This is a genomic window from Afipia sp. DC4300-2b1 (genome assembly GCF_049895725.1).
Taxonomy (GTDB): domain Bacteria; phylum Pseudomonadota; class Alphaproteobacteria; order Rhizobiales; family Xanthobacteraceae; genus Afipia; species Afipia broomeae.
The window spans coordinates 400,242-420,069 of the sequence record NZ_JAFCSX010000001.1 but is presented as its reverse complement, the minus strand read 5'-3'; the positions used below and the strand labels follow the sequence as shown (position 1 = coordinate 420,069).

General features: G+C 63.0%; 19 protein-coding genes. 17 read left to right on the top strand and 2 right to left on the bottom strand.

Annotated features, from left to right (window positions below):
• The first annotated feature begins 22 nt into the window (after positions 1 to 22).
• From ACP7AL_RS02095 to ACP7AL_RS02085, 3 genes are all read left to right on the top strand, one after another.
• Positions 23 to 688 (top strand): TetR/AcrR family transcriptional regulator, encoded by a 666-nt coding sequence (locus ACP7AL_RS02095; RefSeq protein WP_425988281.1) that lies wholly within the window; start codon positions 23 to 25, stop codon positions 686 to 688.
• Positions 689 to 741: 53 nt separating this feature from the next.
• Positions 742 to 1,401 carry a TetR/AcrR family transcriptional regulator gene (locus ACP7AL_RS02090; RefSeq protein ID WP_006022271.1) on the top strand — a complete coding sequence of 220 codons (660 nt, stop codon included), beginning with the start codon at positions 742 to 744 and terminating at the stop codon, positions 1,399 to 1,401.
• Positions 1,402 to 1,503: 102 nt separating this feature from the next.
• Positions 1,504 to 2,013: a DUF2852 domain-containing protein gene (locus ACP7AL_RS02085; protein ID WP_425988278.1), complete on the top strand. Its 510-nt coding sequence runs from the start codon at positions 1,504 to 1,506 to the stop codon at positions 2,011 to 2,013.
• A gap of 75 nt (positions 2,014 to 2,088) precedes the next feature.
• Here the strand turns inward: ACP7AL_RS02085 and ACP7AL_RS02080 are convergent, their stop codons facing one another.
• Positions 2,089 to 2,859 carry a phytanoyl-CoA dioxygenase family protein gene (locus ACP7AL_RS02080; protein ID WP_425989993.1) on the bottom strand — a complete coding sequence of 257 codons (771 nt, stop codon included), beginning with the start codon at positions 2,857 to 2,859 and terminating at the stop codon, positions 2,089 to 2,091.
• Between the two features lie 225 nt (positions 2,860 to 3,084).
• Positions 3,085 to 3,789, bottom strand: a complete 705-nt coding sequence (locus ACP7AL_RS02075) for a DUF6498-containing protein (RefSeq protein ID WP_425988275.1) — start codon at positions 3,787 to 3,789, stop codon at positions 3,085 to 3,087.
• A gap of 304 nt (positions 3,790 to 4,093) precedes the next feature.
• On the opposite strand from ACP7AL_RS02075, the gene ACP7AL_RS02070 reads away from it, so the two are divergent.
• The 14 genes from ACP7AL_RS02070 to ACP7AL_RS02005 all read left to right on the top strand — a co-directional run bounded on the left by ACP7AL_RS02070 (position 4,094) and on the right by ACP7AL_RS02005 (position 19,773).
• A complete protein-coding gene (locus tag ACP7AL_RS02070) occupies positions 4,094 to 5,077 on the top strand; it encodes a Na+-dependent transporter (RefSeq protein WP_425988273.1) in 984 nt (327 codons plus the stop codon).
• 316 nt (positions 5,078 to 5,393) lie between these two features.
• Entirely contained in the window at positions 5,394 to 6,107 is a 714-nt protein-coding gene (tolQ, locus tag ACP7AL_RS02065; protein ID WP_006022265.1) for a protein TolQ, read from the top strand.
• 37 nt (positions 6,108 to 6,144) lie between these two features.
• Positions 6,145 to 6,597: a protein TolR gene (tolR, locus tag ACP7AL_RS02060; RefSeq protein ID WP_006022264.1), complete on the top strand. Its 453-nt coding sequence runs from the start codon at positions 6,145 to 6,147 to the stop codon at positions 6,595 to 6,597.
• Between the two features lies 1 nt (position 6,598).
• A complete protein-coding gene (locus ACP7AL_RS02055; protein WP_425988269.1) occupies positions 6,599 to 7,534 on the top strand; it encodes a cell envelope integrity protein TolA in 936 nt (311 codons plus the stop codon).
• A gap of 177 nt (positions 7,535 to 7,711) precedes the next feature.
• Positions 7,712 to 9,010 (top strand): Tol-Pal system beta propeller repeat protein TolB, encoded by a 1,299-nt coding sequence (gene tolB, locus ACP7AL_RS02050; RefSeq protein WP_051055025.1) that lies wholly within the window; start codon positions 7,712 to 7,714, stop codon positions 9,008 to 9,010.
• A gap of 187 nt (positions 9,011 to 9,197) precedes the next feature.
• The gene (locus ACP7AL_RS02045; protein ID WP_425988267.1) at positions 9,198 to 11,516 is read left to right on the top strand and encodes a putative bifunctional diguanylate cyclase/phosphodiesterase; all 2,319 of its coding nucleotides are present in this window, start codon (positions 9,198 to 9,200) and stop codon (positions 11,514 to 11,516) included.
• 178 nt (positions 11,517 to 11,694) lie between these two features.
• Positions 11,695 to 12,444, top strand: a complete 750-nt coding sequence (locus ACP7AL_RS02040; RefSeq protein ID WP_425988264.1) for an N-acyl amino acid synthase FeeM domain-containing protein — start codon at positions 11,695 to 11,697, stop codon at positions 12,442 to 12,444.
• 253 nt (positions 12,445 to 12,697) lie between these two features.
• Complete coding sequence (gene pal / locus ACP7AL_RS02035; protein WP_006022258.1) at positions 12,698 to 13,189, top strand: peptidoglycan-associated lipoprotein Pal; 492 nt, start codon at positions 12,698 to 12,700, stop codon at positions 13,187 to 13,189.
• Between the two features lie 191 nt (positions 13,190 to 13,380).
• Complete coding sequence (ybgF, locus tag ACP7AL_RS02030) at positions 13,381 to 14,388, top strand: tol-pal system protein YbgF (RefSeq protein WP_425988262.1); 1,008 nt, start codon at positions 13,381 to 13,383, stop codon at positions 14,386 to 14,388.
• 148 nt (positions 14,389 to 14,536) lie between these two features.
• Positions 14,537 to 15,580: a tRNA lysidine(34) synthetase TilS gene (gene tilS / locus ACP7AL_RS02025; RefSeq protein ID WP_425989990.1), complete on the top strand. Its 1,044-nt coding sequence runs from the start codon at positions 14,537 to 14,539 to the stop codon at positions 15,578 to 15,580.
• A gap of 192 nt (positions 15,581 to 15,772) precedes the next feature.
• Complete coding sequence (ftsH, locus tag ACP7AL_RS02020; protein WP_006022255.1) at positions 15,773 to 17,689, top strand: ATP-dependent zinc metalloprotease FtsH; 1,917 nt, start codon at positions 15,773 to 15,775, stop codon at positions 17,687 to 17,689.
• Positions 17,690 to 17,846: 157 nt separating this feature from the next.
• Positions 17,847 to 18,614 (top strand): AzlC family ABC transporter permease, encoded by a 768-nt coding sequence (locus ACP7AL_RS02015; protein ID WP_425988259.1) that lies wholly within the window; start codon positions 17,847 to 17,849, stop codon positions 18,612 to 18,614.
• Entirely contained in the window at positions 18,611 to 18,928 is a 318-nt protein-coding gene (locus ACP7AL_RS02010) for an AzlD family protein (protein WP_006022253.1), read from the top strand. The genes ACP7AL_RS02015 and ACP7AL_RS02010 overlap by 4 nt, the downstream gene beginning before the upstream one ends.
• Positions 18,929 to 19,080: 152 nt before the next feature.
• Entirely contained in the window at positions 19,081 to 19,773 is a 693-nt protein-coding gene (locus ACP7AL_RS02005) for a TetR/AcrR family transcriptional regulator (RefSeq protein WP_006022252.1), read from the top strand.
• Positions 19,774 to 19,828 lie beyond the last annotated feature (55 nt).

Below are 19,828 nucleotides of genomic sequence, written 5' to 3'. Positions count from 1 at the left end.
GGTCAAGAGAATTATTTGCGATATGGTACAAAAAAAGCCTCAGCCGGCGAAAGCCGCCTCCAGCTCACCGAAAAAGCGCGGCCGTCCGCGCGCCTTCGAGCCGGATGTGGCGCTCGGCAAAGCCATGGACACCTTCAGGGATGGCGGTTTCGCTGCGACCTCGCTGGACGATCTCAGTGAAGCGATGGGGATCAATCGGCCGAGCCTGTACGGAACGTTCGGCGACAAGCGCGAGCTGTTTCTCAAGGCCTATGAACGCTATCGCGCCGAGATGGCGACAAAGTTCGCGCCTGCTTTCGCGCCCGGGCTGACGCTGCGGCAGATGCTGGAAAAGATCTACGCGACGGCGCTCGACGTCTATCTCGCCGGCGAAAACGGTCCGCGCGGCTGCTTCACCGTGATGACGGCGACGTCTGAGGCGATGGCCGACCCGGAGATTCGCCCCCTTGTGCAGCGGGCACTGGGCTCGACGCAGCGGACGCTTGCGAAACGGTTTCAGGCGGCGATCGAAACCGGCGAACTGCCGCCGACGGCGAATGTGCAGATCCTGTCCCAGATCGCCGCATCGACCGTCGAGGCGCTGGCGATCCGGTCCCGTGCCCGCGTGCCGCGCACAGAGCTGGAAGCCATCGCCAAAGGAACCGTCGATTTGATCTGCGGGCCTTCGCAAGCGGCGACAAAGGTTTAGTGACGCCGGGGCCCTACTCATGTAAAAGGAGTTTACATGAGTAGATACGCAAGATGAGCTGGAAGAACCGCGGCCGCCGCGAAGGCGGCTACCATCACGGCAATCTGAAAGAGGCGCTGGTGCAGGCCGCGCTCGATCTGATTGCGAACAAGGGCCCGGCGGGGTTCACCTTCGCCGAGGCCGCGCGCTCGGCCGGTGTGAGCCCGGCGGCGCCGTATCGCCATTTCCGTGATCGCGACGAGTTGCTGGCCAGTGTCGCGCAGCAGGGCTTCGAACAATTCGAATCGCAACTCACTGCGGCCTGGGACGATGGCCGCCCCGATACGCCGACCGCGTTCCAGCGCGTCGGCAAGGCCTATCTCGCGTTCGCGCGCGAAAACCCCGCATATTACTCGGCAATGTTCGAATCCGGCGTGCCGCTCGAGGCCAATCCGGCGCTGCTGGTGGCGTCCGAACGCGCGTTCGCCATCATCCGTGCAGCGTCTGAACGGCTGGTGGCAATGGCGCCTCCGGGCGTGCCGCGCCCGCCCGCGATGATGATGGCGCTCCACATCTGGTCGATGTCGCACGGCATCGCGTCGCTGTTCGGACGCGGCGATGCGGCGCGCCGCAAGCTGCCGATGTCGGCGGAGGACCTGCTGGAAGCGGGCGTGCTGATTTACCTCAAGGGCCTCGGGTTCCCGACCGACCAGCATCACCGGCCATCCAAATAATTTGCGCGACCCTGATGGGGCCCGCTTGACAAAATCCCGGGATGTTTTATCTATGTAAATGTTATTTACATTCACGGGAACGTGAAAACTGGGAGGACGCCTATGGCGAACACCGCAAACGCCAACACTGCACGTCTCGACCGATGGGGCCGCCCGGACTGGGCCGGACCGCATCACGACAACTCCGACTCGCGGCACGACTGGCAGCCGCGGTTTCACCCCGGGCGGATCATCCTGATCGTTGCCGGTTTCATCATCTGGTGGCCACTGGGTCTGGCCGCCCTCGCTTACTCACTCTGGAGCAGAAACATGGGTTGCTGGTCTCACGATCGTCACGGCCGCTGGGCCGACAAGATGGAGCGCATGCAGTACAAGATGGAGCGGATGCGCAGCCGGATGGAAGGCCGCGGTTACTACGCGCCTTCGAGCGGCAACCGTGCCTTCGACGACTACCGCATGGAGACGCTGCGTCGTCTCGAGGAAGAGCAGACCGAGTTCAAGGACTTCCTCGATCGCCTGCGGCACGCCAAGGACAAGGAAGAATTCGACGCCTTCATGGCGCAGCACAAGCAGCGCCCGACGCCGCCGAACGATCAGCCTTCGCAGGGATAAGACAAGCCCCCGTCTCCCTGACTGGCTCACGAAGCCGCCCACCTGTCGATCAGGTGGGCGGTTTTGTTTTGCGCCTCAGTTTGACAATGCATTCCTGATAGCGCGTTCGACCGGCGAATAATCGCCGTCCTCCCGGTTAAGCGAGAGTGGCGCGGCAGGAGCAAGTGGCGGCTGAGCGATGAACCGTGGGCGAGTGCCGCGATGCGACTGAGCGGCATGAACCAGAAACGGATGACAGAGATAGACCGTTCCGGCATCGCCCGTCGCCAGCATTTCTGGCAATGCCGCTGTTTCGGCAAAGCCGTTAGCGGCAAGCTCCCGTAGCGTCAGACCGTTCTCGCCCGCCGGCGCGAGCATCCTCGCGATGTCGAGGTGCGATCCGACGCGAATCCGGGTCGGCGCATCCTCTTGGCCGACATCCGAGAAAAGGAACAGCATCAGCAACGCCCGGTTCTTCGAGGTGACGTTCGCGCGCCACTCCATGAAGTCGGGATTGTCGGTGCCGAAACTGACGTCGATATGCCACCCCGCATCGCCCGGATCATACGGCGAGGGAAACCGCACCGGGAAAGTGCCGAGACTCATCCGAGGCTGCCAGCGGCCCTTGCCGACAAGCTGGTCGAACATATCGCAGAGAACCGGGGTATTTGCCGCCATTGTGAATGGTTGTTGTCCATACTGACCCAGCCGAATGACTGGCCTGGTCCAGGTCTTCGGATCGTCCGGATCGCAACCGGTGTCGCGCCAGAGGATCGCGCGGCACTCGTCGGCTAGTGCACGCGGAAAGGCGTTATCGATTCTGACGAATCCGTCACGGACAAATTGCTCGATCTGCGCGTCGTTCAGCGCATGTGCAGATCGGCCAGTCGCCCGCTCCGTTGTTCGGAACGAGGCTGGTCATTGGATTTCGGTTTTTCAACTGACGGGTTTGCCCGCGAAGCGGGCGGAGCCAGGTCAGTGTTGAAAGAAAACCGAACCGATGCGGAGAGTGATGAACTTCATAGTGGGTCAATTCTATTCGGTGATGCCGTTTGTTTCAATCGCCGGACGCACGCATGAAATGCGAACGTGTCACTCGGCCGCAGGCGACGGAAATGGTGCAGTGGCATCCTTACTCCGGGCTTTCATCTGAAACCTGATTTCAATCGCGATCTTGAGCAGTACCAGAATAATCAGCGGTGCGGCCGTTCCGATCGCCTGCGCGATGAACGCGCCGCCCATGATTGCGACGTGCATGATGACGATGCGCTTGTAGAACTCGCCCATGATCTCGCCGGTGTCGGCGTTGGTCAGCGACGCCTTCCCAAACACGAAGCGATTGACCGCGTCGTTGATGAAGATCGCGCCTTGTCCCACGAACAGAGCGACCAGCGGGATCCATAAATCCTTGCCGATCACGATCAGGCGGATGAAGTCCCGCGCGTCGTGAATGCGCCCCATCCACGGCCCCGCGAACAGTGTGTAGATGAACAGCATGTGCACCGACATGAACAGTCCGGCATGCACGGTGAAGAATCCCGCCATCGCCAGCGTACCGGCGATGCTGCGGCCTGTCGCCGATCCCGGATCGCGGGACATGGTTGCAGCCCGCGCGATGGTCCAGAAGCCGATCACCGCCGTTTCCAGGCAGTAGAGGCACAAAAGGACGAAGGTGTCCCAGCCCCAGAACAGGATGCCCGCCAGCGGTACGAGATTCGAAAGAATCAGAATCGACGAGGTGAACGCGCCGCGCCGGGACGCGCCTGATGTTGTTGTGGTGGGGACGGTGGATGTCATCCGCCGATTAAATCCGATCCTGCGCCACAAACAAAGCAGCCACGCGTGGCCGGGCCAATTGCCATCGCAGCCCGGATGGGTTTGAATACAGCATGATCAGGAACGTGATCTCACCGCGCCGCCGCTGGTGGCGAGCCGTCTCATGCAGCGGCATTTGGTAGGCTGATCCCCGCGGTCGCGTGCCAGCGCCTGTTTGCACTCACGGCATGCTCGACCGCTTCCTCGGACTCACTGAAATCATCTCTCTTATCGATCTGTCTCATCGATTTCATGGCTTCGATTTACGGGGCCTCCGGGAGTCATCATGTCCGGCATCATGCGGCATTCATTTGCGGTTCCCGTGGCGGCCCTCGCCTGGCTTGGCCGTCAGGGCGCGCGGGCCATCGCGGCGCTGGTTTTCATCGGCATCGCCGTTCCGCCGCTCGGCGTTTTGCTGAAGCCTTATGTCACCGAGGCGATATTCGTTCTGCTCTGTATGTCGTTCATGCGGGTGGATGTCGCGGCGATGCGCGGCTATCTCGCGCGGCCGGCGCTGGTGATCGCTGCGACGCTGTGGAGCAGTTTCGCGGTGCCGCTGCTGTTCGGCCTCGCCGGCATGATCGGCGGCCTGGACAAGTCCGCGCCGGATCTGTTTCTCGGCCTGATGCTTCAGGCGGTGGCCTCGCCGATGATGGCTTCGCCTGCGCTGGTTGCGCTGATGGGCCTCGATTCGACGTTGGTCCTGATCACGCTCGTCACCGGGACCGCGCTGGTGCCGCTCAGCGCGCCGCTGTTCGCCTGGCTGTTCTTCGGAGGCGGGCTCACGCTCTCGCCGTTGGCGCTCGGGCTGAAACTGTTTGCGATCCTCTTTGGCTCGGTTCTTGTCGCCGCGGTGATCCGCCGTTTTGCCGGCGTAGAGGCCATCGCCCGCCACAAGCTGCCGATCGATGGTTTCAACATTCTGGTGTTGCTGGTGTTTGTCAGCGCGGTGATGGAGCCGGTCGCCGCGAGCGTGCGGGCGGCGCCGCTGCTCGTCTTTGGTCTCCTCGTGCTGGCCTTCGCCCTGTTTGCGGCGCTGCTGGCTGTGACCACGCTGGTGTTCCGCAGGGCCGGCCTCGCGCGCGCGCTTGCGCTGGGGCTGATGGCCTCCCAGCGCAACATGGGCCTGATGCTGGCCGCTGTGGACGGGGCGTTGCCGGGACTGACCTGGCTCTATTTCGCGCTGGCCCAGTTCCCGATTTACCTGTCACCGCAGTTACTCACCCCGCTGGTACGACGGCTGCGGGGCGCTGCCGCGCTTCCGCCGTGATCGGGGCTGGAACCGGCGGTCGCGCTGCGCCACAGGGTTGGTTTTGAGGGCATTTTCGGGCCCTGAATGCCCTGCGGTAACCCCGCCTTAACCCTGATTAGCGTTTGGTTATATGGGCTGACAGCCCTCGTTTTGACACGTTAGCAGGGGATTCAGAGCCCGGCCTCGGGACAGGCCATCCCACGCGACACGAGACCGGAACGGGGCGATCGGCAGCGTTGGCGCTTTCGCTGCGGCGGTCATTGCCTTGCGGCGACCGCGACCAGCGCGTTAGCGCGTGAATTTAGGTGACAATCGCCTTGAGAGGATACCGATCATGAATCCAGCAGACGTAGCGCAGTCGGCCCTTCCGCTGGCCTCCGCTGACGTGTCGCTGATCTCGCTGTTCTGGCATGCGCACTTTGTCGTGAAAACGATCATGCTCGGTTTGCTGGCGTGCTCGGTGTGGGTCTGGGCCATCGCCATCGATAAAATGCTGCTTTATGCGCGCACCAAGAAGGCCATGGACCGTTTCGAGCAGGCGTTCTGGTCGGGCCAATCGATCGACGAATTGTACCGCGCGCTGGCTGCCAAGCCGACGCAATCGATGGCCGCCTTGTTCGTGGCCGCGATGCGCGAGTGGAAGCGCTCGTTCGAGAGCAATTCGCGCTCCTTTGCCGGTCTCCAGATGCGGATCGACAAGGTGATGAGCGTGTCCATCGCCCGCGAGGTCGAGCGGCTGGACCGCCGGTTGCTGGTGCTGGCGACGGTCGGCTCCGCCAGCCCGTTCGTCGGCCTGTTCGGCACGGTCTGGGGCATCATGTCCAGCTTCCAGTCCATCGCGGCGTCGAAAAACACCTCCCTGGCGGTGGTCGCCCCGGGCATCGCCGAGGCGCTATTTGCCACCGCCATCGGCCTTATCGCCGCAATTCCGGCGACAATTTTCTACAATAAGTTCACCTCGGAGGTGAACCGGCAGGCCCAGCGGCTTGAAGGGTTCGCCGACGAGTTCTCGGCGATCCTGTCGCGCCAGATCGACGAGCGCGCGTGAAGGAGAACGGGTTGAACCACGGCTTGGGATATTCGTCATGGGCATGAGCCTCGGGGGCGGATCGGGCGGCGGCGGACGCCGCGGCTATCGCCGCGCCAACGTCATGGCCGAGATCAACGTCACGCCCATGGTGGACGTGATGCTGGTGCTGCTCATCATCTTCATGGTGTCCGCGCCATTGCTGACGGTCGGGGTGCCGCTCGATCTGCCGCAGACCGCGGCCAAGAGCCTCGATCAGGACAAGGAGCCGCTGACGGTTTCGGTCCAGCTCACCGGCAAGGTGTTTCTCAACAACACCGAGATCCCGATGAACGAACTGGTGCCGAAATTGACGGCAATTACCCAGGCGCGCGGCGGCATGGATGAGCGCATCTTTGTTCGCGGCGACACAAAGGTGGATTACGGTACCGTGATGCGCGTGATGGGACGCCTGTCCGCCGCAGGGTTCAAGCGCGTGGCTCTGGTGACCGAGGTCGAGCAGGGAAACTGACGTGAAGATCGACAAGACCGTCGCAGCGTCTGTCGCACTGCATGCCCTGGTGATTGGCTGGGGCATGGTCTCGTTCTCGACCAAAGCCTTCGAGTCGATGCCGGAGGATTCCGTTCCGGTCGATATCATTTCCGCCGATCAGTTCGCCAAGGCGATGCAGGGAATGAAAACCGGCAAGAAGGAAAATCCGAAGCCGATGGTTGAGAAGGTCGCCGAGCCCAAGCCTCCGGTGGACGATGCCGTCGGCAAGATCGACGATAAAAAGCCCCCGGTCGTGACCGAGGCCGCTCCGCCGCCGACACCGAAGCCCGAGGAAAAGCCGGTCGAGAAAAAGCCCGATCCGCCGAAGCCGGTCGAGAGCAAGCCGAAGGAAGAGCAGAAGCAGGCGGAGAAGAAGCCGGATCAGGCGAAAGTCGATCCGATCGCCGAAGCGTTGAAGAAGGAAGAGGCCAAGAAGCCTCCGAAGCCGCAGCAGGTCAAGGCTGCGCCGCCTCAGCCGCAAAAGCAGCCGACCGAACGCACGTTCGACCAGACGAAGATCGCCGCCCTGCTCGACAAGCGCGATCCCTCACGTGAGTCCATCACGGGCGCCGCGCTGAACTCGCAGGCCGCGCTTGGCACGGCGCGAGGCAGGGCTGCCGACAACTCAGCAACCTGGGGCGCCATGTTCCGCCAGCAGGTGGAGCGGTGCTGGAAGAAGCCTTATGGCGGCGTCGAAGCGCAGAAGGTCGAGGCGGTCTTCACGATCAAGTTGAAACGTGACGGCACACTGGAGACCATGCCGGTGCCGCTGCCGGGCGGATCGAGCCCGTATTTCCGCGTCTATCAGGAGAGCGCCCAGCGCGCGATCATCGAGTGCCAGCCGTACAATCTGCCTGCGGCCTATTTCGACGAGTGGAAATTCTTCGAGCCGGCATTTACCGAGAAATTTTCGTGACACGAAAATTGGATGGCGTGAACGGCAACGGTGCCGGAATGAAATTTGGATAGGATGCGAGATTTGAACAACGAAGGTCCGGACGAGTTGCAGGCCAAGACTTTGCAGGCGAAGACTTTGCGAGCCACATCAAAGACGCTGATCGCGGCGCCCGAATTGAAGCTCACGCGGCGGCATATGATGACGGGAGCCGCGTCTGCGGGATTACTGCTCGCGACGCCGATGCGCCGTGCACTCGCGCAGGCGCGCGTCACGGTCACCGAAGGCAACTTTCAGCCGATCCCGATTGCGATTCCCAATTTCGTGCCCGGGACGCAGGGCGACAACGAGGTCGCAGCCGGCATCGCGCAGGTCATCACCAACAACCTGAAGCGCAGCGGATTGTTCGCGCCGATCGATCAGGCCGCCTTCATCGAGCGCATCTCCAATATCGACGTGCCGCCGCAGTTCGCGAACTGGCGTCAGATCAACGCCCAGGCGCTGGTGACGGGCCGCGCCACGCGGCAGGGCGATGGCCGCCTCAAGGCCGAATTCCGCCTGTGGGATGTGCCGCAGGCGCAACAGCTCACCGGCCAGCAGTATTTCACATCACCGGAATCATGGCGCCGCATCGCGCACATCATCTCCGACCAGATCTATGAACGCCTCACCGGCGAAAAAGGCTATTTCGACAGCCGCGTGGTGTTCGTTGACGAGACCGGCCCGAAAGATCGCCGCGTCAAGCGCCTGGCGATGATGGATCAGGACGGCGCCAACGTGCGCTATCTGACCCGCGGCGCCGACCTCGTGCTGACGCCGCGTTTCTCGCCGTCCACGCAGGAAATCACCTACATGGAATTCGGCCAGGGCGATCCGCGCGTCTATCTCTTCAACGTTGAGACCGGCCAGCGCGAGATCGTCGGCAACTTCCCCGGCATGTCGTTCTCGCCGCGGTTCTCTCCCGATGGCCAGCGCATCGTGATGAGCATGCAGCAGGGCGGCAACTCCAACCTGTTCGTGATGGATCTGCGCTCCAAGTCGATGACGCGATTGACCGACACGCCGGCGATCGACACATCGCCGTCCTATGCGCCGGATGGCGGGCGGATCTGTTTCGAGTCCGATCGTGGCGGCAAGCCGCAGATCTATGTGATGGGTGCAAACGGCGGCGCGGCCCAGCGCATCTCGTTTGGCGAGGGCAGCTATTCGACGCCGGTCTGGTCGCCGCGCGGCGACTATATCGCCTTCACCAAGCAGGGCGGCGGCCAGTTCTCGATCGGCATCATGAAGCCGGACGGTTCGGGCGAACGCATCCTCACCTCCGGGTTTCACAACGAAGGACCGACCTTTGCGCCGAACGGCCGTGTCGTGATGTTCTTCCGCGAAGCGGGGGGCGGGCCGTCGCTTTACACAGTGGATATTTCCGGACGCAACGAGCAGAAGGTGCCGACACCGGGCTTTGCTTCCGACCCGGCGTGGTCGCCGCTGCTTTCGTAAACGAAGTCTTAAAATCCTGGCCGGGTTTTTTCAGCCCGGCCGCCAGGGTTTGTTATTCTGCTGAATTTATTGGCAGATTTTGTCCGTGGCTGATCGCGGCAAGACATAAGTAACGATGTTCCCTCAGAAAGACTTCATCTGCGGTGGGTAAAGCTTGAGCCGTTCAAAAGGACGTGCGCGCGCCCAAATGCAACTGCTTCATCGAAAGAAGAGCCCGGACGAAGAGACCCTGTCGCCGTCGATCTACGCGGCGCTGGTCGATTCCATGTGCCAGAATTCCTGGCCGATGTTGTTCGGGGCTATCTGTGCCGCCGCTGCGGCTTTGATGACGGCGCTCAAGACCGGCTACGCTCCGATCTGGCCGTGCGCGGTGCTGATCATCACCATCGGTATCGCGCGCGCGATCCAGATGCGCAAATACGAGAAGCGCACGACGGTTCTTTCCCCTGAACAGGCCGCCGATTTCGAGCCGCGCTACATGCTTGGCGCGATGCTCTACGCCGGAGTGCTCGGACTTTGGTGCGCGATCGTGCTGCTCGGCACCGACGATCCGATCGCCCATATGCTCTGTACGACGGTGACCATCGCCTATACCGGCGGAGGTGCTGCGCGCAACTACGGCCGCCCGCGTATCGTCCAGCTCCACATCCTGCTCTCCTGCGGGCCGATGTCCCTCGCGCTCGCGGTTCATGGCGATCTTTACCACATCGGGCTGGCGGGTCTGCTGGTGCTGTTTTTCCTCGGGTTGAAGGACATCAACCTGAGCCTGCATTCGATTTTCGTGAAGGCGCTGCTGGCCAACGAGCGCGAGGCGTCGATCGCCGCGCAGTTCGACACCGCGCTTAACAACATGCCGCACGGTCTTTGCATGTTCGATGCAAACGGCTGCCTCGCCGTCATGAACTATCGCTTCCATTACATGATGGGACTGAAGACCGATCTGATCGGATCTGGCGCGTCCGCGGCCGAAGTCGTTGCCGCCTGCCTCAAGGCCGGCACGCTGACGGCGGCCAACGCCGATACCATCATCGCCCAGACCGCGAGACAGCAGCAGGCCGAGATCGTCACACTCTATTCCACCGGTACCGAAGAGCGGGCGCTGGCATGGACCTTCGAGCCGATGGCGGATGGCGGCACGGTCGTCCTGGTCGAAGACATTACCGCGCGCCGGAATGCCGAGGCCAAGATCGGCCATATGGCGCGGTTCGACGAATTGACGGGGCTGCCCAACCGCGTGCACTTCCGCGACGAGATTGGCCAGATGCTGAACTCGAGCCGTGCGCCTCTCTCCGCCCTGCTGTTCATCGATCTCGATCAGTTCAAGCAGGTCAACGATACTCTCGGCCATCCGAGCGGCGACAAGCTGCTTTGCGCGGTGACGGCGCGGCTGCGCCGCTTGCTGCGGCCGGAGGATTTCGTCGCGCGTTTCGGCGGCGACGAATTTGTGGTGTTTCAGCGTGGAATCCAGTCCACTGAGGACGCAGCGTCGCTTGCGCGCAGAATCGTCGATCGCCTCAGCGAGCGTTACGAGATCGACCATCATCTGGTCGAGATCGGCGCGAGCATCGGCATCGCGATGACGTCGGCCGAGACCAGCGTCGATATCCTGCTCAAGAACGCCGACATGGCGCTCTATCGCGCCAAGGCCGACGGCCGCGGCACCTTCTGCTTCTTCCGCGAGGAGATGGCGCACACGGTCGAAACGCGGCGCGTGCTCGAACTGGATCTGCGTCACGCGCTCGCGCATGAAGAGTTCGAGCTTTATTATCAGCCGCTGGTCAATCTCAAGTCGGGCCGCATCTCGACCTGCGAAGCGCTGCTGCGCTGGAATCATCCGACGCGCGGCGCCGTTTCTCCGGCCGAGATCATTCCGGTCGTGGAGGACATGGGTCTCGTCGTCGATCTGGGCCGCTGGATTCTGCGCAAGGCGTGCATGGAGTGCATGAAGTGGCCGGATCCGGTCAGCGTTGCGGTCAATTTCTCGCCGCAGCAATTCCATCAGCGCGATGTGATGACAGAAGTCCGTTATGCGCTCGAGGTCTCCGGGCTGCCGGCGCACCGGCTTGAAATTGAAATCACCGAGTCGTCGCTGCTGCGCAACACGCAGTGGACTCTCGATGTGCTGACGCAGTTGCGCGAGGCCGGCGTTCGCATCTCGCTCGACGATTTCGGCACCGGCTATTCAAGCCTGAGCTATCTGCACAATTTCCCGCTTCAGAAGGTGAAGATCGATCGCTCGTTCCTTGAGGATATCGGCAGCCAGCGGCCGCTGACGCTGTTGCGCGGCGTCGCACGCCTCAGCGCCGATCTCGGCATGTCGGTTGTGGTCGAGGGCATCGAGACCAACGAGCAGCTCGAGCTCATCAGCGCCGAGGGCACCGTCACCGAAGCGCAAGGCTTCCTGTTCAGCCGTCCAGTGCCGGCGGCGCGGGTGCGCGAACTGCTGAAGGCCTCGCATGGCACTGTCAGCAAGGACGTTATCCCGATCCGGCAGACTCTGCGCTGACAGCGCACGGCACTCGAACGTCATCTCCGCAACCGACATGACTGCAATGCCAATTCATCGCGCGCACAGTTGAACGGGTTAAGGTTAACTCATGCAACGCTTTGCGATTTCGTTAAGAAGGTATTAACCTCTTTTCATGTGGCGCGGTACCGTCGTATCGCTCGTCGGAGCATCGAAAATGGTCTCTGCTGTCCGAACGACCGGCCGTCCGTCGGAACGGATCAGCTATCCGCTGGAAGCTGTGGACTACAGGCTTGCGGAAACGCAGGCCGAAAAAGAACAGATCTATCGTTTGCGCTATCGCGCCTATCTGCGCGAAGGGGCCATCGTACCCAATGCGCAGCAGATGGTTCAGGACCAGTACGACGATCTTCCTAACTCCTGGAATTTTGGCGTGTATCGCGATGGCGTACTGATGAGTTCGCTGCGCATCACGGTATCGTCACCGGAGACGCCGGCCTGTCCGTCGCTGGGGGTTTTCCCCGATCTGCTCGAACCCGAAATCGCCAAGGGCCGGGTGCTGATCGATCCGACACGGTTTGTTGCGGATCCCGATCGCGAAGCCCGCTCCCCCGAACTGCCGTATGTTACGCTGCGCCTTGCCTACATGGCCTGCGAGTACTTCGATGCGGACATCGGGCTGGCCAGCGTGCGCGCCGAACATCAGGCTTTCTACCGCCGGGTGTTCCTGCACAGGTCGATCAGCGAGCCGCGGGATTATCCGAGCCTCACCAAGCCGATCTGCCTCATGGCGGTCGACTATGCGGCCATGCGCGAGCGGGTCTTTGCCCGTTACCCTTATTTCCGCTCAAGCTTCTTTGAACGCCGCAAGCTGTTCGAGCGCAGCCAGCTGCTTGTCGAGTCGGCGCCGGTTCTGACCCTGCCGCAGTTTCCGTTTGCCAAGGCGACCATCGCTCCGCGGTCCTGAGCCGCCGTCATCGCGTAACAGCCAAACTTCCCACGAATAAAGGGTCCCAGCCGCAGGCGGGGGCCCTTTTTACTTGGCGCATTCACCGTCGCGCCATATTCATACCGCATTAACCATCGGGACCGGTTTTGCCGGATGTGGGGCATTTGAGTGTCTCCGGCAACGCCTCATCAAGGTTGACGGAACGTTCGCTTAACCAAGCCGCTGTAGACCGGACCCCTAGTCATCAGAACCAGAGCGTGGAGGCTCCGGAATGAAACATCAGATGCGTATCCTCCAGGGATTGAAGCTTGCCGCCGTTTTGGCCGTGGCGCTGTCGATGGGCGCCTGCGCCAACAAGACCGGAGTCGGCGGCGATGCCATGGCGAGCGCGGCAGTGCCGGGCAGCCAGCAGGATTTCGTGGTCAACGTCGGCGACCGCGTGTTCTTCGAGAGCGACCAGACCGAACTGTCGCCGCAGGCGATCGCGACCCTGGACAAGCAGGCGCAGTGGCTGCAGCAGTACAACCGCTATTCCTTCACGATCGAAGGTCATGCGGACGAGCGCGGCACCCGCGAGTACAACATCGCGCTCGGCGCGAAACGTGCACAGTCGGTTCGCAGCTTCCTCGCCTCGCGCGGCATCGATCCCGGCCGCATGCGGACGATCTCCTACGGCAAGGAGCGCCCGGTGGCGGTCTGTAACGACATCTCGTGCTGGTCGCAGAACCGCCGCGCTGTGACCGTGCTCAACGCCAGCTCGTAAGAGCGTTGGTCGATAGCTTCTAAAAGCGGCGCCTGCGGGCGCCGTTTTGTTTTGGAGCGGGTGCAGGTATGACCTCGAAAGCGATCGTGCTGAGGCAACGCGCCGCTGTCGGAAGCCATATTTTTGGCGTACTGAACCGTTCAATCTTGGTCGCTTTGAAAAGCGATGCCCTTACTGTTTTTCGGGTCAAAATGTCATCCAGATTTCAAATTCTCGTCTGTGCGGTGCTCGCATTCGCGCCCGCGTGGCTGCCTGTCGGCGCGGTCGCGCAGCAGGATCTCGATCCCGAAATGCGCATCGAGCGGCTGGAAAATCAGCTTCGCACGCTGACCGGGCAGAATGAGGAATTGCAGTATCGCAACCGCCAGCTCGAAGAGCAGTTGCGGGCGTTGCAGGGCGCCCAGCCGGCGCAGCCCGGTCAGGCCGCAGCGCCTCGCCCCGTCGCACCGAACGTCGTTGCCGCGCCGCAGCCTCAGCCCAATCCCGGCTACCAGCCCAATCCTGGTTATCAGCAGCCGCCCGCCGGTCCGGGCCCGGCGGTGATCGCAGCACCTGTCGCCAGCAGCGGCCGCCGCGGCGATGCCTTCGATCCAAGCCAGAATCCGAATGCGCCGGGTGTGCCCCGTGCGCTGGGCGGCGGGCAGGCGCCGCTGTCCGGCGGTCAGGTCGGTGCGCCGGGCGGACGAGATGCAGGCGAGCCGCTTGATCTGTCGAATGTCGGCGGTCCGCGCGATCCTTATGGCGCGCCGGCGCAGCGTCCCGTGCCGCAGCAGGCTCCGAACACCACCGCATCGCTGACCACCTTGCCGCCGTCGGCGACACCGCGTGACGAGTTCGATCTCGGCATCGGCTACATCCAGCGCAAGGACTACGCGCTTGCCGAAGAGACGATGCGCAACTTCGCCCAGAAGTATCCGACCGACGCGCTGCTGCCGGATTCGCAGTATTGGCTCGGCGAGAGCCTGTACCAGCGGCAAAAGTACCGCGACGCTGCCGAAGCTTTTCTTGGTGTGACGACGAAGTTCGACACCTCGGCGAAAGCGCCGGACTCGCTGCTGCGTCTCGGTCAGTCCCTCGCAGCGCTGAAGGAAAAGGAAGCCGCCTGCGCCGCGTTCGGCGAAGTCACCCGCAAGTATCCCCGTGCCTCGAACGGAGTGAAGCAGGGTGTGGCCCGCGAGCAGAAGCGGGTCGGCTGCTAGTATCAATCCGTCATTGCGAGGAGCGCTCGCAACAATCCATTCTCCTTAAAGGTGGATTGCTTCGCTTCGCTCGCAATGACGGGGTGGAACGTCTATTCTGATGCCTGCAGTTCTTCCCCGTCAGGGCAAAACCGGGCTTCTGAACACTATGCCCTCCGCCGAAACGTCGCCTGTTTCAGTTCTGGACGCGAAACGCCTGTTCGCCGACTGGAAGGCCGCGCCGGCGGTGGTGCTTGCCGTCTCCGGCGGCCCGGACTCCATGGCCCTGATGTGGCTGGCCGCGCGCTGGCGGCGTGCGCTGAAAAAAGGCCCGCGTCTTCTCGCGATCACGGTCGATCACGGCCTGCGCAAGGAGGCCGCGCGCGAGGCGCGCGATGTCAAGCAGCTTGCGAGGGCGCTCGGCATCGAACATCGCACCCTTCGTTGGCGCGGCGAGAAACCCAAAACCGGATTGCCCTCGGCCGCGCGCGATGCTCGTTATCGATTGCTGCTGCGCGCTGCGTCGAGTTATGGCGCATCTCACGTTTTCACCGCGCACACCCGGGACGATCAGGCCGAGACCGTGATCATGCGGCTGTCGCGGGGCAGCGGTATCGCGGGGCTGGCGGCGATGGCGCGGCAGTCGGACCGTGGCGGCGTTGTTCTGGCGCGTCCGTTTCTGGATGTTCCGAAATCCCGCCTGATTACGACGCTTGCGAAAGCCGGAATCGCATTCGCCGACGACCCGACCAATCACGATCCGCGCTTTACCCGCCCGCGGCTGCGCGCATTGATGCCGGTGCTGGCGGCGGAGGGTGCCGATGCGCGGGGGCTGGCGCGGCTTGCGTCACGTCTCGCCCGCGCCAACACCGCGCTCGAAGTCATGACCGATGGCGCCGAGCGTTATCTGGCCAGCATCAACGGCGCGGCCTCCGGCAGTTTCGACCTCGCGGCCTTCGCGGCCCTGTCCGATGAAATCCGGGTGAGGCTGCTGATGCGCGCGATTGACCGCGCCGGTCATGAGGGGCCGGCGGAACTCGGCAAGGTCGAGGCGTTGTTGCAGGCGATGGACAGGGCGACGGCTGCGAAGAAGCCGGGTCGGGGCGTTCAACTGAAGCAGACGCTGGCCGGAGCCCTCATCAGCATCCAGAACCAGCGTATCCACATCGGCCCCGCGCCGCGGCGCGGCCGGCGGATGGCTGGTTTGCCTTAACCACGGTTGAAACAGCCCCGCCAAACCGCCCTTATTTCACCCGGAATGGCGTTAAGATGCGTTAAATAGTCCCGAGAGGTTCCCTTGGCATCCGGGGGCACCACACCTAGATTGTAATGCAACCCGCACCGAAAACGTGTTGAAAACCCAAGGACATCAGGCCGCGATCCATGCGGTCACGAAGGAAGCCCAATGAACGCCAATCTGCGCAATTTCGCCCTCTGGGTCATCATCGTCTTGCTGCTGTTGGCATTATTCACGTTGTTCCAGAATCCGGGGCAGCGGGCCGCCTCGCAGGACATTTCGTTCTCCCAGCTTCTGACCGAGGTTGACCAGAGCCGCGTCCGCGACGTGGTCATCCAGGGGCCGGACATCAACGGCACCTTCACCAACGGTTCGACCTTCCATACCTACGCGCCGAACGACCCGACGCTGATCAAGCGCCTCTACGACGGCAAGGTCTCGATCACCGCCAAGCCGCCGGGCGACAACGTGCCGTGGTTCGTGTCGCTGCTGGTGTCATGGCTGCCGTTCATCGCGCTGATCGGCGTGTGGATCTTCCTGTCGCGGCAGATGCAGGGCGGCGCTGGCAAGGCCATGGGCTTTGGCAAGTCGCGCGCGAAGATGCTGACCGAGGCTCATGGCCGCGTGACGTTTGAGGACGTCGCGGGCGTCGATGAAGCCAAGCAGGATCTGCAGGAGATCGTCGAGTTTCTGCGCGATCCGGGCAAGTTCCAGCGCCTCGGCGGACGTATTCCACGCGGCGTGCTGCTGGTCGGCCCTCCGGGTACCGGTAAAACGCTGATCGCGCGTGCGGTCGCCGGCGAAGCCAATGTGCCGTTCTTCACGATCTCGGGTTCTGACTTCGTCGAAATGTTCGTCGGCGTCGGCGCAAGCCGCGTGCGCGACATGTTCGAGCAGGCCAAGAAGAACGCGCCGTGCATCATCTTCATCGACGAAATCGACGCGGTCGGCCGTCATCGCGGCGCCGGCCTTGGAGGCGGCAATGACGAGCGCGAGCAGACCCTGAACCAGTTGCTGGTCGAGATGGATGGCTTCGAGGCCAACGAGGGCGTGATCCTCATTGCCGCGACCAACCGTCCGGACGTGCTTGATCCCGCGCTGCTGCGTCCCGGCCGTTTCGACCGTCAGGTCGTGGTGCCGAATCCGGACGTTGTCGGCCGCGAGCAGATCCTCAAGGTCCATGTCCGCAAGGTGCCGCTGGCGCCGGACATCAACCTCAAGACCATCGCACGCGGCACCCCGGGCTTCTCCGGCGCTGACCTGATGAACCTCGTCAACGAGGCCGCACTGACCGCCGCACGCCGTAACAAGCGCATGGTGACCCAGGCCGAGTTCGAAGAGGCCAAGGACAAGGTGATGATGGGCGCGGAGCGCAAGTCGCTGGTCATGACCGAGGAAGAGAAGCTGCTGACGGCCTATCACGAGGGCGGTCACGCCATCGTCGGCCTCAACGTCGTCGCGACCGATCCGATCCACAAGGCGACCATCATTCCGCGCGGCCGTGCGCTGGGCATGGTCATGCAACTGCCTGAGCGCGACAAGCTGTCAATGTCGCTCGAGCAGATGACCTCGCGTCTTGCCATCATGATGGGTGGACGCGTGGCGGAAGAACTGATCTTCGGCAAGGAGAAGGTCACCTCCGGTGCATCGTCCGACATTGAGCAGGCCACACGGCTTGCCCGCATGATGGTCACGCGCTGGGGTCTGTCGGAAGAACTCGGCACGGTGTCCTACGGCGAGAACCAGGACGAGGTATTCCTCGGCATGTCGGTGTCACGCACGCAGAACGCCTCCGAGGCAACCGTGCAGAAGATCGACAAGGAAATCCGCCGCTTCGTCGAAGAGGGCTACAAGGAAGCGACGCGCATTCTCACCGAGAAGCGCGCCGACCTCGAAACCCTGGCGAAGGGCCTGCTCGAGTTCGAGACTCTGTCGGGCGACGAAATCACCGATCTGTTGGCCGGCAAGAAGCCGAACCGCGAATCGGTGCTGGAGCCGACCGGGCCGCGCACTTCGGCGGTGCCGCCCGCCGGCAAGCCGCGTCCGCGTCCGGATGCCGGTCTCGAGCCGCAGCCGCAGGCGTAAGCGCCCTCCATATCGAATTGAAAAGGCCGGTCTTTGGACCGGCCTTTTTGTTTGCACGCAGATGATCTGTTGGAAACGAGGGGCAGGCCCGCACGCGCATGGCTTGACCCGTATTCACATCCGCCGCACGCAAGAGCGCGTTCACGCAGATGCAAAGATGACTACGCCTGCTACATCCCACCCGGATCATTTCCACGCGCCGGCCTACTGGTCGCGCAAAGGCATCGCGCCGGGAATCTATGCCATTTCGCCGATGCTGCCCGGCACGCTGGCCTTCGGCATGGCGTTCGGCGCGCTCTGTGCGCAGAAGAATTTCACCCTCACCGAAGTGCAGGTGATGATGGCTTTCGTTTACGGCGGGCTGTCGCAGTTCGTCGCGGTCTCATCCTGGCCCGATACGCTGACGGTGTCTTCGATCGCGACGCTGGCGTTGCTGACGGCGACCGTGAATATCCGGTTCTCGCTGATGAGCGCCAGCCTGCGCCCATGGTTCGGCACGCTGCCGTGGTGGCAGTCGTATCCGTCGATGTTGCTGGTGACCGACGGCGGCTGGCTAGCCGCCACGCGCTACCGCAATCATGGCGGCGCCGATGCATCGTTCTTCGTCGGCGGGGGCATCGTGCTGTACGTCCTGTGGTTCGTGTCGTCGCTGCCGGGCTATCTGCTCGCGGGGCAATTGAGCGATCCGAAGAAGTACGGCGTCGATCTTGTGGTGCCGGCGTTCTATGCGGCGATGCTGGTGCCGGCCTGGAAAGGCCCGCGACGGGCGATCCCGTGGGCCGTTGCGGGTGCTGTGGCGCTCACCGTTCACTGGCTGGTGCCGGGCTGGTGGTTCATCATTGCCGGCGCGCTGTCCGGTGCGATCAGCGCCGGGTTGATGGAGGATCCGCCAGTTGAGGCCGCAGGGCCCACAGGTGCGGCATGAGCGAGTTCATGCGCTCCGATGTGATGATCGCCTTCGCGGTGATGACGGCGGTGACGGTCGCTTCGCGTCTCGGTGGCTACTGGCTGATGGGCTACGTCACCATCACCCCGCGCGTGCGGCGGATGCTGGATGCGCTGCCGGGTTCAATCATCGTTGCCGCGTCCCTTCCGGTTGCCGTCAATGGCGGCGCAGTCGTGCTGTTCGCCATCGGTGCGGCGATCGCGATCACCATTATCCGGCGCAATGAGTTCGTCGCCGTCATCACCGGCATGGCCGTGGCGGCACTGGCGCGCGCGCTCGGATTCAGCGGCTGATTTCGGAAAAAGCCGGGCCGGATTTCGCAGGCAATCGCACCGAAACCGAAGTATCTTTTTGCTGCACTGCGAATTTGAATCGCGACTCATCGAAATGCTTGTCTCCGCTTTTGAACTGGTGTTCACTTCTTTTTGGGAGACGAACGCCATCAATGGTTTACAGGCGAACTCATCAGGTCGTTAAACGCCTTGCGGCACGCCGCAACGCCATCCTTGCGGCAGCCCGCGATGCGGCTGCTGAAGGCGGAATGGCTGCGGTTCAGATCGCGCCGGTCGCTACTCGGGCCAATGTCGCCGCGGGCACGGTCTATCGCTACTTTCCCTCGAAAGCCGACCTGATCTCCGAACTGATCGCGGATGTTTCGCGGGCGGAGCTCACCGCGATTCGGCGTGCCGCCGATGCCGCACCCGGGCCGTCGTCGGCGCTTGCCGCGGCTGTCACCACCATCGCCGTGCATGTCGTGTCGAATCGCAAGCTCGCCTGGGGCATTCTCGCCGAGCCGGTCGATGTCGATGTCACCGAATCCCGCATCGCCAGCCGCCGCGAGATCGCCGCCGAATTGGAAACGCGCATCGAGGCTGCGGTCCGGGCAGGGCACCTTCCGGCGCAGGACATTTCGCTGGCCGCGACGGCCCTGATCGGGGCGCTCCACGAATCGCTGGTGGGCCCGCTGGCGCCTGACGATATCGACGATCCGGTGAAGCTGCGCGACTCGGTGCAGGCGATCACGCTGTTCGCGCTGCGGGCTGTCGGTGTGCTCGATGCCCGCGCCCGCGGCCTCGTGGTGCAGGCGGTGATGCCGGTGATGCCTGTGCGGCGGGAGCTGGGTGCTCTGGTCGGATAGACGCCGCCCGGTCCATCCTCATGTTCTTTCGAACCCGAATGTCTCCAGGCATGTG

Coding starts and splice junctions, on each gene's coding strand:
- ACP7AL_RS02095 (WP_425988281.1), top strand. CDS start 23: ATGGTACAAAAAAAGCCTCAGCCGGCGAAAGCCGCCTCCAGCTCACCG.
- ACP7AL_RS02090 (WP_006022271.1), top strand. CDS start 742: ATGAGCTGGAAGAACCGCGGCCGCCGCGAAGGCGGCTACCATCACGGC.
- ACP7AL_RS02085 (WP_425988278.1), top strand. CDS start 1,504: ATGGCGAACACCGCAAACGCCAACACTGCACGTCTCGACCGATGGGGC.
- ACP7AL_RS02075 (WP_425988275.1), bottom strand. CDS start 3,789: ATGACATCCACCGTCCCCACCACAACAACATCAGGCGCGTCCCGGCGC.
- ACP7AL_RS02070 (WP_425988273.1), top strand. CDS start 4,094: ATGTCCGGCATCATGCGGCATTCATTTGCGGTTCCCGTGGCGGCCCTC.
- tolQ (WP_006022265.1), top strand. CDS start 5,394: ATGAATCCAGCAGACGTAGCGCAGTCGGCCCTTCCGCTGGCCTCCGCT.
- tolR (WP_006022264.1), top strand. CDS start 6,145: ATGGGCATGAGCCTCGGGGGCGGATCGGGCGGCGGCGGACGCCGCGGC.
- tolB (WP_051055025.1), top strand. CDS start 7,712: ATGATGACGGGAGCCGCGTCTGCGGGATTACTGCTCGCGACGCCGATG.
- ACP7AL_RS02045 (WP_425988267.1), top strand. CDS start 9,198: ATGCAACTGCTTCATCGAAAGAAGAGCCCGGACGAAGAGACCCTGTCG.
- ACP7AL_RS02040 (WP_425988264.1), top strand. CDS start 11,695: ATGGTCTCTGCTGTCCGAACGACCGGCCGTCCGTCGGAACGGATCAGC.
- pal (WP_006022258.1), top strand. CDS start 12,698: ATGAAACATCAGATGCGTATCCTCCAGGGATTGAAGCTTGCCGCCGTT.
- ybgF (WP_425988262.1), top strand. CDS start 13,381: ATGTCATCCAGATTTCAAATTCTCGTCTGTGCGGTGCTCGCATTCGCG.
- tilS (WP_425989990.1), top strand. CDS start 14,537: ATGCCCTCCGCCGAAACGTCGCCTGTTTCAGTTCTGGACGCGAAACGC.
- ftsH (WP_006022255.1), top strand. CDS start 15,773: ATGAACGCCAATCTGCGCAATTTCGCCCTCTGGGTCATCATCGTCTTG.
- ACP7AL_RS02015 (WP_425988259.1), top strand. CDS start 17,847: ATGACTACGCCTGCTACATCCCACCCGGATCATTTCCACGCGCCGGCC.
- ACP7AL_RS02010 (WP_006022253.1), top strand. CDS start 18,611: ATGAGCGAGTTCATGCGCTCCGATGTGATGATCGCCTTCGCGGTGATG.
- ACP7AL_RS02005 (WP_006022252.1), top strand. CDS start 19,081: ATGGTTTACAGGCGAACTCATCAGGTCGTTAAACGCCTTGCGGCACGC.